The sequence below is a fragment of the Clostridium pacaense genome (genome assembly GCF_020709765.2).
In the GTDB taxonomy this organism is placed as follows: Bacteria; Bacillota; Clostridia; order Lachnospirales; family Lachnospiraceae; genus Enterocloster; species Enterocloster hominis.
The window spans coordinates 1-13,987 of the sequence record NZ_JAJFEB020000021.1 but is presented as its reverse complement, the minus strand read 5'-3'; the positions used below and the strand labels follow the sequence as shown (position 1 = coordinate 13,987).

The 13,987-nt window shown below is 44.0% G+C and carries 14 protein-coding genes and 3 tRNA genes; 4 read left to right on the top strand and 13 right to left on the bottom strand.

Translation table 11 applies throughout. The features are described 5' to 3' along the window. Positions 1-21 precede the first annotated feature (21 nt). The gene (locus LK536_RS53170; RefSeq protein WP_227797007.1) at positions 22-348 is read left to right on the top strand and encodes a helix-turn-helix domain-containing protein; all 327 of its coding nucleotides are present in this window, start codon (positions 22-24) and stop codon (positions 346-348) included. Positions 349-466: 118 nt separating this feature from the next. On the opposite strand, the gene LK536_RS53165 is transcribed toward LK536_RS53170, so the two are convergent. Both LK536_RS53165 and LK536_RS53160 read right to left on the bottom strand, forming a co-directional pair. Next, the gene (locus LK536_RS53165; RefSeq protein WP_227797008.1) at positions 467-835 is read right to left on the bottom strand and encodes a hypothetical protein; all 369 of its coding nucleotides are present in this window, start codon (positions 833-835) and stop codon (positions 467-469) included. 5 nt (positions 836-840) lie between these two features. Then, positions 841-1,764: a ParM/StbA family protein gene (locus LK536_RS53160; RefSeq protein ID WP_227797009.1), complete on the bottom strand. Its 924-nt coding sequence runs from the start codon at positions 1,762-1,764 to the stop codon at positions 841-843. Between the two features lie 242 nt (positions 1,765-2,006). On the opposite strand from LK536_RS53160, the gene LK536_RS53155 reads away from it, so the two are divergent. After that, positions 2,007-3,746 (top strand): glycoside hydrolase family 35 protein, encoded by a 1,740-nt coding sequence (locus tag LK536_RS53155; RefSeq protein WP_227797010.1) that lies wholly within the window; start codon positions 2,007-2,009, stop codon positions 3,744-3,746. Positions 3,747-3,795: 49 nt separating this feature from the next. On the opposite strand, the gene LK536_RS53150 is transcribed toward LK536_RS53155, so the two are convergent. The 8 genes from LK536_RS53150 to LK536_RS53115 all read right to left on the bottom strand — a co-directional run bounded on the left by LK536_RS53150 (position 3,796) and on the right by LK536_RS53115 (position 11,341). After that, positions 3,796-4,725: an AraC family transcriptional regulator gene (locus LK536_RS53150; RefSeq protein ID WP_227797011.1), complete on the bottom strand. Its 930-nt coding sequence runs from the start codon at positions 4,723-4,725 to the stop codon at positions 3,796-3,798. 122 nt (positions 4,726-4,847) lie between these two features. Continuing rightward, entirely contained in the window at positions 4,848-5,930 is a 1,083-nt protein-coding gene (locus LK536_RS53145) for a hypothetical protein (RefSeq protein WP_506092231.1), read from the bottom strand. A gap of 332 nt (positions 5,931-6,262) precedes the next feature. After that, positions 6,263-6,385, bottom strand: coding sequence for a hypothetical protein (locus LK536_RS53140; RefSeq protein WP_268886873.1), 123 nt, complete (start codon positions 6,383-6,385; stop codon positions 6,263-6,265). Between the two features lie 24 nt (positions 6,386-6,409). Beyond that, entirely contained in the window at positions 6,410-7,480 is a 1,071-nt protein-coding gene (locus LK536_RS53135; RefSeq protein WP_227797013.1) for a hypothetical protein, read from the bottom strand. A 78-nt stretch (positions 7,481-7,558) separates the two neighbouring features. Then, positions 7,559-7,828, bottom strand: a complete 270-nt coding sequence (locus LK536_RS53130; RefSeq protein ID WP_227797014.1) for a hypothetical protein — start codon at positions 7,826-7,828, stop codon at positions 7,559-7,561. Further along, on the bottom strand, positions 7,810-8,739 hold the full coding sequence (locus LK536_RS53125; protein ID WP_227797015.1) for a phosphoadenosine phosphosulfate reductase domain-containing protein: 930 nt from the start codon (positions 8,737-8,739) through the stop codon (positions 7,810-7,812). The genes LK536_RS53130 and LK536_RS53125 overlap by 19 nt, the downstream gene beginning before the upstream one ends. A gap of 86 nt (positions 8,740-8,825) precedes the next feature. Further along, positions 8,826-9,791: an ATP-dependent DNA helicase gene (locus LK536_RS53120; protein ID WP_268886874.1), complete on the bottom strand. Its 966-nt coding sequence runs from the start codon at positions 9,789-9,791 to the stop codon at positions 8,826-8,828. A gap of 20 nt (positions 9,792-9,811) precedes the next feature. Further along, positions 9,812-11,341 (bottom strand): AAA family ATPase, encoded by a 1,530-nt coding sequence (locus LK536_RS53115; protein WP_268886875.1) that lies wholly within the window; start codon positions 11,339-11,341, stop codon positions 9,812-9,814. A gap of 670 nt (positions 11,342-12,011) precedes the next feature. On the opposite strand from LK536_RS53115, the gene LK536_RS53110 reads away from it, so the two are divergent. After that, on the top strand, positions 12,012-12,257 hold the full coding sequence (locus tag LK536_RS53110; protein WP_227797016.1) for a helix-turn-helix domain-containing protein: 246 nt from the start codon (positions 12,012-12,014) through the stop codon (positions 12,255-12,257). A 94-nt stretch (positions 12,258-12,351) separates the two neighbouring features. After that, entirely contained in the window at positions 12,352-13,536 is a 1,185-nt protein-coding gene (locus tag LK536_RS53105) for a tyrosine-type recombinase/integrase (protein ID WP_227797017.1), read from the top strand. 196 nt (positions 13,537-13,732) lie between these two features. Here LK536_RS53105 and LK536_RS53100 read toward each other — a convergent pair. The 3 genes from LK536_RS53100 to LK536_RS53090 form a co-directional block, all read right to left on the bottom strand. Next, positions 13,733-13,803: transfer RNA gene (locus LK536_RS53100), tRNA-Cys, on the bottom strand. Positions 13,804-13,816: 13 nt separating this feature from the next. Continuing rightward, positions 13,817-13,888: transfer RNA gene (locus LK536_RS53095), tRNA-Glu, on the bottom strand. Positions 13,889-13,915: 27 nt separating this feature from the next. Next, positions 13,916-13,987, bottom strand: a tRNA-Asn gene (locus LK536_RS53090).

The window sequence follows — 13,987 nt, the reverse complement described above, 5'->3', positions numbered from 1 at the left end:
GCTAATACTAGGAAGGTGCATATGGAAAAGAAAACATTAGGAAAACGTATCAATATAACCAGAAAAGACCATGGTATTACTGCAGAACAGCTGGCTGAGCTATGCAGTATCAACGCAACATACCTTCGCCAGATAGAAGGCGGTTCAAAGATTCCAAGTCTTCCACTGTTTATTCAACTTTGCAATACACTGGAAACTTCTCCGGATTATCTTTTACAGGATGAGGTAGACACAAAGCAGAGCCGTAAAATTAAGGAACTGGAACTTTTGTGGGAGAAAGCAACTCCAAGTACACAACAACTTGTAATTGCCATGCTGGAAGCAGCGTTGCAAAATATAGAAGATTAAAAACGGCTAACCAGACAGGAATTTTTCTGGTTAGCCGTTTATATTGAAAATATATGTTTTTTTAATTTGTGAGTCTCATCATCGCTTCCGCTGGTGGCTTGTTGCCGGCCAATCCATACTATTTTCTAAAACCGTTCAGAGCCTGCAGAATTCCTGCCATATCATCATCTCCAATTTCCGGTACCGGAGACTCTTTATCTTTCACTCTTTTATCGTTATCTGGCCGCGGCTGCGGCATGCTGTTTCCCCTGCCTTCATTCCGCTGCTCTGCCAATATCTGCCTTACCATCTGCTTCAACTGTTCATAGTCAATGGCGGCAGCTCCACCAAATGCAGCTTCTCCATGCTCCTCATAAAATAGCACCGCTTTTGCAAGATAGCTCGCTTTCGTATGCCCAAGCCTGTTTAATATGCCAGCCACTTTGACATGCTCCGGTAAATCCGGATTAAAACCAATGTTGAACACAAACTCATTTTTCTTTCCCATACAGGCTACCTGCCTTTCTGCAGCTGGTAGAGTATCCGGTATCCTTTCGCATTGGCCTGCAGATCCGGAATGAAAATGCAGTTTCCTACTTTTCCGGATTCCCGGATATATTTCTCTAAAAGAATCGCCCCACCACCTACAAAGACTACGCCGCCGGATCTCAAATCGATTCCACGTTCTCTGAGGCTTCCCAGGAAATCTTCTGTGAACAGTCTGGCCATTTCCTGAACGGTCAGGATAACCTCTTGCGGGTAATCCGTCGGCTTGTCCTGAATCAGCTGGTCCATATCTGTTTCGTCCAGGAGGATATCATATTCCGAACTGATTCTGGAGGAAACGCTGTTATATAACTTAATGACGCCATTATCCAGGGAATCACATACGCCCAAATCAGGCTGTCCGCTCCGCATCAGCAGATAATCCAGCGTGAACCCACCTAAATCAATCACAACGACCTTTACGAACTCCTTCAGCTTTCCGTAAATTGTCATGGCGGCAGCGTAGTCCTGGGGAAATGCCATGACATCGCTGATGCAGATGGAGTAGCTCTGTCCATGGTAAATGACCTCCTGAATCTCGTCCCGGTACAGATACTGCTCAAACTTCTGGTAAAGGCTGCCATAATGCTTAGGCGGAAGCCCTACCGGCAGATTGACACGCACAATCTGGTTCTGCAGAATCCCTTTCTCCCAATCCAGCTCCTTAACAATGGAAAACAGGGTAAGATGAAAGAAGCGTTCATCCAGCGTCTTATCCTTCTGATAAGGAATCCGCTGTTCCGTTAACGCATAGTAATGATCCCGGTATATCATGTAATCACCAAATGGCGGCTGCTTCTCACTGACCTGCAGGCCAGAAGTAAAAATAAGGTTCTCTGTCTTCATATTTCGGTTCCCATGATCAATTCCAATGGTTCTTTCCTCATACATAATCATACATCTCCTTTACTTTTCTTATCTATACGTTTGCAATGCGCAAAAGACAACAAATCTGCGCAAAAACAGATTTTGAAGTTTACGATTACACTGCATCCATATTGAGAATATAGTTTAATATCTGGAAAATAATTTAAAGGCAATTTTGTGTGCGGATTGTTATAATCAAGAAAAATATCGCTAAAGGTGCTGTTTGAAATAATAGAAGTAAATCTAAATGAAAGAAGGATTGGATTATGAATAAGTTTGAAATCACGGATGATTTTTATTTGGATGGAAAACGGATTAAAATCATTTCAGGAGGCATGCACTATTTCCGTATTTTACCGGAGTATTGGCGTGACCGTCTGGAGAAGCTGAAGGCCCTTGGCTGCAACACAGTAGAAACCTATATCCCTTGGAACCTGCATGAAAAGCATAAAGGATCATTCGATTTCAGCGGAATCCTGGATATCGCCAAATATGTAAGAATGGCACAGGAGCTTGAGCTTATGGTGATTCTCAGACCTTCTCCCTATATCTGTGCGGAATGGGAGTTCGGGGGACTTCCCTACTGGCTTTTAAAGGAAGACGGCATGAAGCTGCGGTGCATGTATGAACCTTATATTGAGCATATACGCGAGTATTACAAGGTCCTGTTTGAAATTATATCGCCGCTGCAGGTCACAAAAGGCGGCCCGGTAATCTTCATGCAGGTAGAGAACGAATACGGCTATTATGGGGATGATGGCGCCTATATGGAATTTCTGAAAAACTTAATGGTAGAATACGGCTGTGAAGTTCCTCTTGTCACTTCTGACGGACCCTGGGATGAATCTTTTAAATATGGAAAAGTTGAGGGCGCCCTTCAGACCGGAAATTTCGGTTCTAAAGGAAAAGCACAATTTGACATCATGAGAAAAAAGATTGGGAATAAACCTTTGATGTGCATGGAATTCTGGGTAGGCTGGTTCGATTACTGGGGCGGGGAACATCATGTCGGTGACCTGGAGGAACATGTAAAAGACCTGGATGAACTCCTTTCAGAAGGACACGTAAACATATACATGTTTGAAGGCGGTACAAATTTTGGCTTCATGAATGGAGCTAATTATTATGGAAAATTGGAACCGGACGTCACCTCCTATGACTATGATGCACTGCTGACAGAGGATGGCCAGATAACAGATAAATACCGCGCATTTCAAAAAGTTATCGGTAAGTACACAGTGCTTCCAAAGGTTAGCCCCGGCAGCACCATAGAAAGAAAAGCATATGGGAAGTTTGAAGTCACCAGAACAGCGGACCTGTTCCATAACCTTACGAATCTGGCTGTCCCTGTGGAAACTCCATATCCTGTCTGTATGGAAAAGCTGAATCAGGGATATGGATATATCCTCTATGAAAGCAGCCTGACTGAATTAAACTGCCTGGAAAAAATACGGCTCTGGAAAGCAAATGACAGGGCGAATATTTTCCTGAATGAAAGGCCGGTACTGACGCTTTATGACAGAGAGCTCCTTTGCGAACATGAATTGGAACCTGTTACATGTGCTGCCGGTAAGCTGGATATTTTAGTGGAAAACATGGGGCGTGTGAATTTCACACCAATCATGGAGGAGCAGAGAAAGGGAATTGATGGGCCAGTACAGCTGAATGGCTGTATCCATTACGGGTGGACCATCTATACTTTACCCATGGAAGACTTGACGAAAGTTGATTTCTCGCTTCCGGCGGGGGAGGGCCTGCCCGGCTTTTATGAGTTCCAATTTGAAATTGATGATCCTGCAGATACGTTTCTTGATATTAGCGGCTGGGGAAAAGGTATTGTCCTTGTGAATCATTTCAATATCGGCCGTTTCTGGGAAGTGGGTCCTCAAAAAACGCTGTATGTCCCGGCTCCCTTATTAAAACGCGGCGCAAACACTGTGATCATATTTGAGACTGAAGGTAAAGTATCTGATACCATTCAATTTTGTGACGAACCTAAACTATAAAAAAGAAAACGCTGGCAGACTAAAAATGTCAGCGTTTTCTTATGACTATTTATGATTTTGTAAACGATTGTTTTAACAGTTTTTTGTATTGGCTCGGAGTATATCCCAGGTGCTTTCTGAATACAGTTGTGTAGTAATTCACACTATTAAAACCAACTAATCCAGCAATATCCGTAATCGAATACTTTTCATTACCCAGATATTCCTGGCTTTTTGAAATTCTATAATTTATAAGATAATCAAATGGAGTGCAGGAAAGAGCACGCTGAAAAAGTCTGCTGCATTCGGACTTGCTTATATTACCGCTCCTGGCTATATCATTTAAAGAGATCTCATTTGAATAATTCGTATGGATAAACAGCAGAATCTTCTTGGTAAGTTCCTCATCCTTTTCGGAAATCATTGAATTACAGCAGAGAGTATCCTGTACGCTGTCATAAATATCCTCCCAGATATTGATAAAATGCTTATATATCTCTAATTCATATTTGGGGGAAGGCTCCGCCATTAATTTGATTGCAGCATCCAGCTCCCTCAATATATTATTACTGCGGGACATACCATTATTAAAAATAATAAAGCCATTTGTCACTGTATCAATAACGGACAAATAGTATTTATGAAACAAAATTGATTTGTTATCGCCGTATATCAGCTGAGGGCTGACAATCATCGTCCTATATATCCCATTGTTTTCCCCATCTTTTTGAACCTTATGCAGTTTATTGGGGAATATAATGTAGCCTTCATTCTCATGGACCGTGATAATATTGTTTTGAACAAATAAATCAACGGAGCCTTTTTGAATAACAGAGAATTCTAATTCCAGCTGCCAGTGCCATTCCACCATGCAATTATCAAACTCATCTATATCATCATTATAAAGTTCACACGGGAAACCATATTTACCATACGGAAAAACAGCCTGGCTATTGCCAGAGATAGGAACCCTCCTCTTGTCATTATCTCTATTGCGCATAAGATCACCTTTTTAGTTTATCTATCATTTGTAATCTGTTCCATAGATGCATTTTAATATAAGTCCTATCTCAAAACAATAGCAACAACTGCAAAATGTGAAATTCATAAGATGGAGGCCTGTTATTCCTGCCTTAATGCGCAGAGATAATCATCTACACCTTTTATATTTCCTTTCCATTCTCCTTCTTCATCCTGATCCCAGGTAAGCGACTTGCAATCGGCTTTTATTTCCCGGCAGATGCGGTAAAGATTCTTGCAGCCATTCTGAATGTTCCTCCTCTTGATGCTCTTTTTCGGGCATAATGCGGTCTTGTATCCACTTTCCTTTAGTTCACACACCTCACATTTCTCCTGGCAGTCCCTGAGACAGGTTAATTTTATGAGTTTGTCCATATCATAAGCCTCATAAAACAGATTGGTTCCGCTTTTTTTCAGCCGCCCGATAACAGGCGGCAGATTATTATACAGATTAACACCGGCCACAGCGACAAATGTTCTCCCGGACAAAGCATGGGAAAGATCTGCTTTTAATGGCCCTTCCGTTACAAAGACTGTCTCCTCGCCCTCGTTTCCTACAAAATGGACCGGGCTACCTGAAGTCACCCCCATGTAATAATTGGAACTGGAGAGCCAGATATACTTTCTGTCCTTATATGGCCGGTCGGCGCGAATCTGCATACCAGTAATCAGTCCATCAATATTGCGGACCGGTACCAGAAATCCAGAATTTTTTGTATGGAAGTTCATCGTCCACTTTCCATCTTCATCCAGGTAGAAACCTGGTACCCCCTGCACGGTGCATCCGGCTTTTATTAATTTTTCCGCCATTTTTTTCAGGCCAAAAGCAGGTGTACTTTTATAACCGTTCTTTATAATCTGCTCCTTTGTAAAACCTCTTTCCAGCAGCTTCTGCTCATGTGTTGCCGTTAATGGCAGCATTTGAAGCAGCATAGTGAAGGTTTGATCAATATTCTCTGTGGAAGTCCTTTCCGATTGCTCAACCGGAGGCGGTGTTGGCAGTTCAGGCTCTTTTTTAGGAGGCGCATATTTCTTATCCGTCTTACCCTTTCCAAGCGCGGCCTTGATTTCTTTGCAGGCTGTTCCACGGTCCACATGGAATAAATGTCCATAGAAGTCAAGTATGCCTCCGCCTTCCCCACAGACAAAACATCCAAATACGTTTTTATCAAAATTGATGTTCATCTTCTCTTTTGCGCCGCAAAAGAGGCAGTCGCAATCCCAGGTTCCATCCTTTTTTTACAGGCTGGTTTTACGTGAAGCAGTTCAACCACATCTCGCATTGTAAAGGGCAGGTCGTCATACATCTCTGCTGCCTCCTCTCCTTAATACTGGCTATCCGGATAAGACCGGACAGCCAGCAAAAAAATGATATCAGCTTACTTCTTCAAAGAAAAAATCACCAAGGCACTGCAGATTTCCGTTATCATCTATAAATGTGACATCCTCCCCGTCGCCAAAACCTTCGACAGAGACTACTTCATAAATCTTGCCTCTGGTTACGCCCGCTATCGGAATCACGTTGGGGTTTCCACCAAAGAATAATCCAGTGATGGCTTCTCTGAGAGCCTGAGCCGGCCTTTTACCGTTTTCTTCCCGGTATATGGCTGGCTATCAATATTTTCTGTTAATACACTCATCTGTTTCCCCCCATAATGGCATTGTTATGCTGCACGTTTTGCCGCATCCAGCAGGAAGCGCGCAGCCGCTCTAAGCAGGTTATCCGGACCTTTATAGTCATTGACATACCAGTTTAAAGACTGCGGCTTTTCAATCGCAAGCTGTCCCAGCGTAAGCTTATCCTTATAATAGCCGGCGCTGATTACCAGGGCTGCCGCCATATCCCGGTTTAACATCTTATAAATCTGCTCCACCGGAAGATTTCTCTGAATCCGGGATAAGGTATCCTGGATAGAAGGCTGGTTTCCCTGGGCAGGCGCCTGAGCCGGTGGCATTGTCTGTCGGTTCTGCACCGGGCTGGATCCTGTTCCTGACTGCGGCGGCTGCATGGCCGGCGGCATATTGTTCTGCATCGCCTGCGGCACACTGTTCTGCATCGCCTGCGGTACATTCTTCTGCATCGCCTGCGGCATATGATTCATTTCAGCACCTGCCATATTTCCAGCAGGCGTCTGCTGAGGTGCCTCACTGTCGATGTAGGTATTTATGTCGTACTGACCGGGAATCTGCTCCTCGGTTGCAGTATACGTCTCTCCGGCCTCTTCCATATAGGTACCATCCGGAAGGCTTTCCTCTGTTGCCGCTCCTGACATGTGTTCCAGGCCAGCGTCTACAATATTCGGATCTGTCTCCCCTTCCAGGTCGGCAAACTGCAGGCCAAAACCGGCATCTGCCAAGGCCCGTCCAACAGCGGCCGTTTCCGCCAGTTCCACATATTTATTGCCAAACTGGTCGTCCGTAGTCATATACTTCTGAGCCAGCGCATTGGAAATAAAGCTTTCTTCCGAATCATTCCGGTCAAGGTATACTTTTGCTTCCACAATGGCTACCTGGTCGGTTAATTTCTTTAAGGTCTTAACAATCTTTCCATTGGGATACTTCAGCCGGAACCAGAGTTTGCGGTAAACCACATCCAGGTAATACTTTGCAGCCTGGCCATCTCCAGCCAGCTGGCGCATATATTTTCTGGGGTCAAATCCTTCTACCCGGTTCAGTTCCTGGATTTCTTTCACATTCTGATACATACAGTCCTGGTTCATTGTCATTTCACTCATTTTTCATTTCTCCTTTCTTTTTACGGAAAGCAGTCCTAATCATTAAGTACCGCTGTGATTCCGTTTGCTTGAAAATTTTTATGCAGTCTTGGGCAGCACTTCCGGGAAATCCGCAAAAGTCATCTGCCCCTGTGCTTCCCAGGTTGTCCAGGGGATACCCACATAATCCAGCACTTGAGCCATTCCAAGGCCGTGTATCACCTGATATTCCTGGTAAAACTCTACAGCTCCACACTCTTTTATCTTTTTTTGGATATCCCGTTCAATCTCCCAGTTCCAGATCTTCGACACAGCAGGCTGGTATAATTCCTCCCCGCCTGCCCTCCGGATTACCTTTGTGTTACGCATACAGAAATCATAACACCTGGGATGCGTCCAGGACATCCTCTGGAACCGGTTAGGCTCCTCCTCCAAATGCGCCCCCATGGCACAGTACATACAGTCGGTACGTTGTTCGCCGGTAGTATAATAAGTCCCATCGGAACATTGAAGGATATCGCCATATACCGAACATATCTCCAGGTCATTCTCAACCACATACCGGAGAATATCCTGCCTTGTCCAGAAACCAATTGGCTGGCTCTTAATCGTCCTGCCATCATACACATTGCAGCCGGTATGGGCATATTGATTCGCCCTCCGGAATCCTTCATCCTGTGTTGTGGCAATATACGGGACCCTTCCCGTCTCCTAACAAAACGGTGAAAAGGCCTCTTTTTCATAATCTCACAGCATTTACTTGAGGTTTCAAAAGGTGCTGACACCAGGAACTTCCATTTGTCTGCAAGCTTTCCGAACTTACCCCTTTCATCACCGTTCAAGAGGTACCTCTTGTAACGTTCTGACAGATTACCATGACGCAGTTTATAAACTTTTTCCCCTGTTTCCTTGCTGATCAGCGGATAACCATAGGTCGAGATAACCTGTTGATAGGTAACTCTGTTGCCGCTCCGATCCCGGGGGGCAATTTCTACGAACTCTCCCCTGGCGCCTCTGGCAAACCTTACAATCTCTGGGAATTCTAAGCCTGTATTGCAAAACACGGCCGGCACTGAGTCGCCTAATTCTTTGCGTATAAAATCCAATAGGACCGTGCTGTCTAAGCCACCGGAGTAGCTTAAATAAACCTGTCCTCCCCAGTTGTCATACCATTCCCGGATTCTGACTGCCGTAAGCCTCATTTTCATGTCCCAAGGCAGATATTTTCTCTGGCTGAACTGCCAGCTATTGAGTTTTAAATCATCCTCCTGAATAAACATATTGATTCCTTTCCACACCACACAGCCGTTTCAAGGCAACAGGCCCAGAGGATATCTGCGGCCTGCGCCCTGACTGTTGTGGCAGTTTAGAAGTTAATTGCCAGCTGCTCGTAATCTTCAATTTGATTTGCTTTTATCGGATTGTTTTCATTCCTATCCTCCAAAAGCATGTTGTATTCCCGGATAATCCGTTCACCCAGCATGGTATTACGCTTATCACTTTCCGTGTTATGGATTGCCCTGTAAATGGCCCGTTTATCCCCAACAAGGAAAACCTGAGCTTTTGCCCGGGTGATTGCCGTGTATAGAATGTTCCTCCGCAGCATCTTATAGAACATGGGGATCCACGGAAGGATGATAACCGGATATTCACTTCCCTGGCTTTTATGTACAGTTATGGCATAAGCGTGTTCAACCATTTCCAGTTCATCACTGGTATACTCCACTGAGCGCCCATCTGAAAAATCAAGCCTGGCAAGCTCTACACCATCTTCATCCAGATAGATGTCCGAGATGAACCCGGTATCTCCATTGCTGATTCCATTTTTATTCTTGTTATGGATGATCTTGTCACCAACCCGGAATACTTGGCTGCCTGACTTTATTTCCCGTTTATCAACAGCTGGTGGATTAACAAGGTTCCACAGCCGTTCATTCAGGGCATTTACACTGGCATCGCCTTTTTTTCGGTATGGAGTCAGTACCTGTACCTGGTCTGTATCCAGCCGTGTTACAGCATCAAGATAAAGTTTTTCAATCGTATCTGCTGCTTCCGCTGCGCTTTTTACCGGAATAAACACAAAATCTGCACCATATTCCAGCGCCACATCATTTTTCAGCATCCGGTATGCATTTAACGCAATCCGACTGTTTTCTTTCTGCCTGAATACCATGTCGAGAACCGTGACGGGAATGACACCGCACTGGATAAGTTCCCGGAATACATTTCCAGGACCGACACTCGGGAGCTGGTTTATATCGCCAATCAGAATCAGACGGGTTCCTTTTTTGATATGGCTGAAAAATTCATAGCCCAGCCTCATATCCACCATCGAGAACTCATCTGACAGAATCAGCTGTGCCTCCGCATTTCTTCCCGTTCTTTATCCAATTCCTCATTAGTCAGGCCCAAGGCACTGTGCATCGTGCTGGCACCTGTAAATCCGGTACATTCAGCCATACGTCTGCTTGCCCGCCCCGTAGGAGCTACTAACAGCACCATTTCCAGGCCCAGTTTCTCCCGGATGTACAGAATGATCTGCTCTACCGTAGTCTTGCCTGTTCCCGGGCCTCCGGTGATGATGCTGACCATAGAGGCAAAGGCTTTCTTTACCCCTTCCATCTGTTTCCCAGAGAGATTGATTCCTAATTCTCTTTGGGCTTCTGCTATCAGGAAATCAATATTTACCAGGGTTGTTTCCTCCTGGACCAGTAAACCGGCCAGAGCTTTTGCAGCGCCACACTCATATTCATAAAAACGGGCCGAATAAAATGCGCCCTTTTCATAGTAGAATTCCGCTTCCTGCACCAAACGTCCTTCCTCGCCATTGACCTCCAGCATGAAAAGGACCTCTGATATCCCATAGTACAGATTGTGGGCGCTGCATGGATCTTCTCCATATTGGGCTTTAAAAAGCTCAACCGCCTCCATCCCGTATTTCTGAGGGATATTAATCTTTTTCATAACCCCGATCATACAGTTAGCGGGATTCTTAATCTCTACCGACAGAAGTTTTGTCAGATTGCCAATGGCAAACTGATATTTCCCATAGATCATTCCCAGCTGTTCTTCAAATTTCTGGATGGTTGCTCCGCCCTTATGCTTTAACCGCAACGGATTCCCTAGCGGTATTGTTTTACTACCTGGTCCTGTAAACAGCATAGGATAAATATTGGCACCGCTGTCCCCCGTATTTGAAGTTGCAACGCGGATTACCGGCTTTAAATCCATGTCCTGCGGGTTTACTCCATTCATAAGGAGTTCGTCTTTATAAGCCTTTAAAAATCCGTCCTCTCCGTCCAGTTCCCAGACAGCAGATGCCATGGAATGTTCGTAAAAACCACCAATGTATCTGCAGCCCTTAAACGTCTTCTGCAGATACTCAACAGAACACATAAATATCTGCTCCATATCCAATATCGCATAGTCATGGCTGTCACCGCCCAGCACGGCCGAAACTTTCCCCTGGGAAAAACGCAGTAAGGCATCTCCCCGCGCCACTCTTAGGCAGTCGTTCAAAATCCTGGCATATACTGTTCTGTCCAGCTTTCTGAGCGCCGGGCCTGAGATTCCCGCGCGGTCAAGGATTGTCTTAACCGCACAGTCCCTTACCGGGTAATACTGCTTTTTAACTTTTAAAAGCAGTCCGGTATTTTCCAGGGTATCATCCAGGATTTCCGGATCCAGCCCGTCCTCAGCATATTGCTGCCGCAGGTTCTCTGCTACCTGGCTGTCTTTATCAAATGCCACCAGGCGCAGTTCCTTTGACTTTTTCCTGTCCCAGAAAGAATTCCTTCCCATCCTTTTCAGGAAGTCCAGAAATTCTTCCTGCTTTGCAAACACTGTCTGAAAACTGTCTGCATACACTCTTGCTTCATCCATTATTCATTCCACCTTTCTTTTTCCGGAATTACCGGTATTTCTATCCAGCCGCACTCTGCGGGAACCCTGACGGGTTTTCTGGCAATAAAAAAAGGAAAGATGTCCATTTCGACTTATCTTTCCTAACAACGTGTGGGTGAATCCACAAAAATTTTTCAGAGGAAGCAGTTTATCCACTTCCAGCAACTAAAAAAAGTGCCAAAAAAATGCCATCTGAACTGATGGTATTTCCTGACACTTCATTCCAACTTAAACAACGTGTGCCGTGTGAAATTCCATTTCACACATCATATGCGCCCGCATATTTCCTCATAGGGAATGCACAAAAATCAATTACGGTTTTATCCTATCACAATATATTGTGGATTGTCAACGCAAATATCTAAATATAGTTTTTACAAATTTTTTCAAGTTTATTGCAACTTCCCTTTACTTGATTTTCAGATTGCTTCTTCAGCAGGGTCTGAAACGGCAATATAATCGTTCCTTGGCAATTTAATAGCATACACCCACATGAATATGGGTTCCCCGGATACCTGTGGATATCCTGGCCTTTTAGGACAGGGTACCGAACTTGGTACCCTGGGATTGAATGTACACTGTACAGCCTCTACGCGGCCGGGAAGGGCGTAGGAAGCGATGTGGGAAGGTATGCGAGTATTCTATTAATATGTTTTTAGGAATTGAGGTGATTCCCATAGCAAAAAACAAAATTGCCCCCTTTGAATATGATGATTTTAAGAAATACAGTATAGCAGAAATCTCCGAAATGCTTGGAATCGGAAAAACAAAAACCAGAGAAATGTTACAGAGCAAACTGCTTCCTGTTACCAAAGTAGGAAGGGACTATTTTACCTCTCCCAAAGCCATACAAGAATTTTTGAAGAAAAATGTTGGAAAGGAACTTTATTTTTGAAGTTGTCAACCATATACCTATATACTATAATGGAGTCACAATGGTTGGCAGCTTTCCTATAAGGTGATTTCTTATTCCGAAAGGAGAGCAGGAAATGCCAAATGAACAAAAGACCAAAACAAGGCGCAGCAAAGGCGATGGAACTATCTTTAAAAATAGTAAAGGGAAATGGGTTGCCAGATATCAAGGCAAAGAATTTACTGGTGATGTCAAAAGTGAGGTCAAAGCCAGAATGGATAAATATAAGCTTCTTGTCCAAACTGGTGAAGCCTGTACCAGAAAGCTTACTGTTAAACAGTATGGCGAAAAATTCCTTTACTATAAAGAACAGCAAAACAAACGTGGTAAATTTAAAAATACAAGCCTAGATCGTCTTGAAAGAACATTTCAAAATCAGATAGAAGGGAGTGAACTTGCCAAAATATTAATGTGTAATCTGGATGGTCTGCAGATTCAAGCTTTTATTGACAGCCTTGCATGCAAATACAGTTTATCCACAATACGGAAAGCATATCTTTTTTTACAGGCAATGATTGGTTTTGGTCTGGAGATGAAGGACTTGCCAAAAAATTTTGATCCGTTATCAATTGTTGAACTGCCGGATGAATCTGTTTTGGAAGTGAAGACAAAAGAAATTGAGATTATTCCAGATGAGTATCTGCCTATTTTCATCAAAACTGCGTTGGAGAGAAAGCCTGATGGTTCCTTGGCTTATCGTTACGGTCCATTATTAGTTTTTGGACTCAATACAGGCTTCCGGGAAGGAGAATTGCTTGCAATATCTACCGCCGGTATAAGAGATTTGGGAGACAGGCATGCTTATCACATTTCAGAAACAGTCAGCACCGTGAAAAATCGTGATAAAAATGCCGCAACAAAAACAAAGCGTGTTCTGACTGCCCCAAAGTATCCACGGAGCATAAGAACGGTTCCCCTAAATAAAGAAGCTGATGACTGCCTTCAGTTAATGCTTAGCCATTATGCTTCCAATAAGGTTCGTAAGGATCTAATAATCACAACAAAAAACGGGCTTCTTCCTACTGCCCGAAATATTCAGACCACCCTTGACCGAATCCTTACAAAAGAGGGACTACCGCATTATGGGACACATGCGCTTCGGCATACATTTGCCACCCGCCTACTTCGCCAGACAAAGAGCCATCAAGAAATAAAAGCTGTAGCAGAATTGTTGGGTGACGATTATAATGTTGTGGTGAAAACTTATCTTCATACGGATGAAGATGGGAAACTTAATCTGGTAGACTTATTGGCAAGCTAAATAGTGTCCACCTTATCTCCACCTTATGAAACACTTTTATCCGTTTTTAAACGGTTTTAAACGATACATCAAAAAATCATATTATCAGCAAAATGAATAAGAAAAAGGACTGGAGGCAAGGGTCTAAATGTTTCAACGCCGACTCAATGCAAATTTAAAAACCTCGAAAAATCAATGTTTTTCGAGGTTTTCAGAGAGGCGACGACCGGATTCGGACCGGTGGTGAGGGTGTTGCAGACCCGTGCCTTACCACTTGGCTACGTCGCCATATTATATTAAATGACCCCAAGGGGATTCGGACCCCTGTTACCGCCGTGAAAGGGCGATGTCTTAACCGCTTGACCATGGGGCCTTGCAAATAAATATATATATAGAAAAACTCCCCGAGTAGGACTTGAACCTACGACAGCGCGGTTAACAGCCGCGTGCTCTACCGACTGAGCTATCGAGG

Bases quoted from the DNA above. Each gene is read 5' to 3' on its own strand.
- LK536_RS53115 (WP_268886875.1), bottom strand. From the start codon at position 11,341: ATGGATGAAGCAAGAGTGTATGCAGACAGTTTTCAGACAGTGTTTGCA.
- LK536_RS53105 (WP_227797017.1), top strand. From the start codon at position 12,352: ATGCCAAATGAACAAAAGACCAAAACAAGGCGCAGCAAAGGCGATGGA.
- LK536_RS53145 (WP_506092231.1), bottom strand. From the start codon at position 5,930: ATGAACATCAATTTTGATAAAAACGTATTTGGATGTTTTGTCTGTGGG.
- LK536_RS53155 (WP_227797010.1), top strand. From the start codon at position 2,007: ATGAATAAGTTTGAAATCACGGATGATTTTTATTTGGATGGAAAACGG.
- LK536_RS53170 (WP_227797007.1), top strand. From the start codon at position 22: ATGGAAAAGAAAACATTAGGAAAACGTATCAATATAACCAGAAAAGAC.
- LK536_RS53135 (WP_227797013.1), bottom strand. From the start codon at position 7,480: ATGAGTGAAATGACAATGAACCAGGACTGTATGTATCAGAATGTGAAA.
- LK536_RS53150 (WP_227797011.1), bottom strand. From the start codon at position 4,725: ATGCGCAATAGAGATAATGACAAGAGGAGGGTTCCTATCTCTGGCAAT.
- LK536_RS53110 (WP_227797016.1), top strand. From the start codon at position 12,012: ATGTTTTTAGGAATTGAGGTGATTCCCATAGCAAAAAACAAAATTGCC.
- LK536_RS53120 (WP_268886874.1), bottom strand. From the start codon at position 9,791: ATGGTGGATATGAGGCTGGGCTATGAATTTTTCAGCCATATCAAAAAA.
- LK536_RS53130 (WP_227797014.1), bottom strand. From the start codon at position 7,828: ATGCGTAACACAAAGGTAATCCGGAGGGCAGGCGGGGAGGAATTATAC.
- LK536_RS53160 (WP_227797009.1), bottom strand. From the start codon at position 1,764: ATGTATGAGGAAAGAACCATTGGAATTGATCATGGGAACCGAAATATG.
- LK536_RS53165 (WP_227797008.1), bottom strand. From the start codon at position 835: ATGGGAAAGAAAAATGAGTTTGTGTTCAACATTGGTTTTAATCCGGAT.
- LK536_RS53140 (WP_268886873.1), bottom strand. From the start codon at position 6,385: ATGAGTGTATTAACAGAAAATATTGATAGCCAGCCATATACCGGGAAG.
- LK536_RS53125 (WP_227797015.1), bottom strand. From the start codon at position 8,739: ATGTTTATTCAGGAGGATGATTTAAAACTCAATAGCTGGCAGTTCAGC.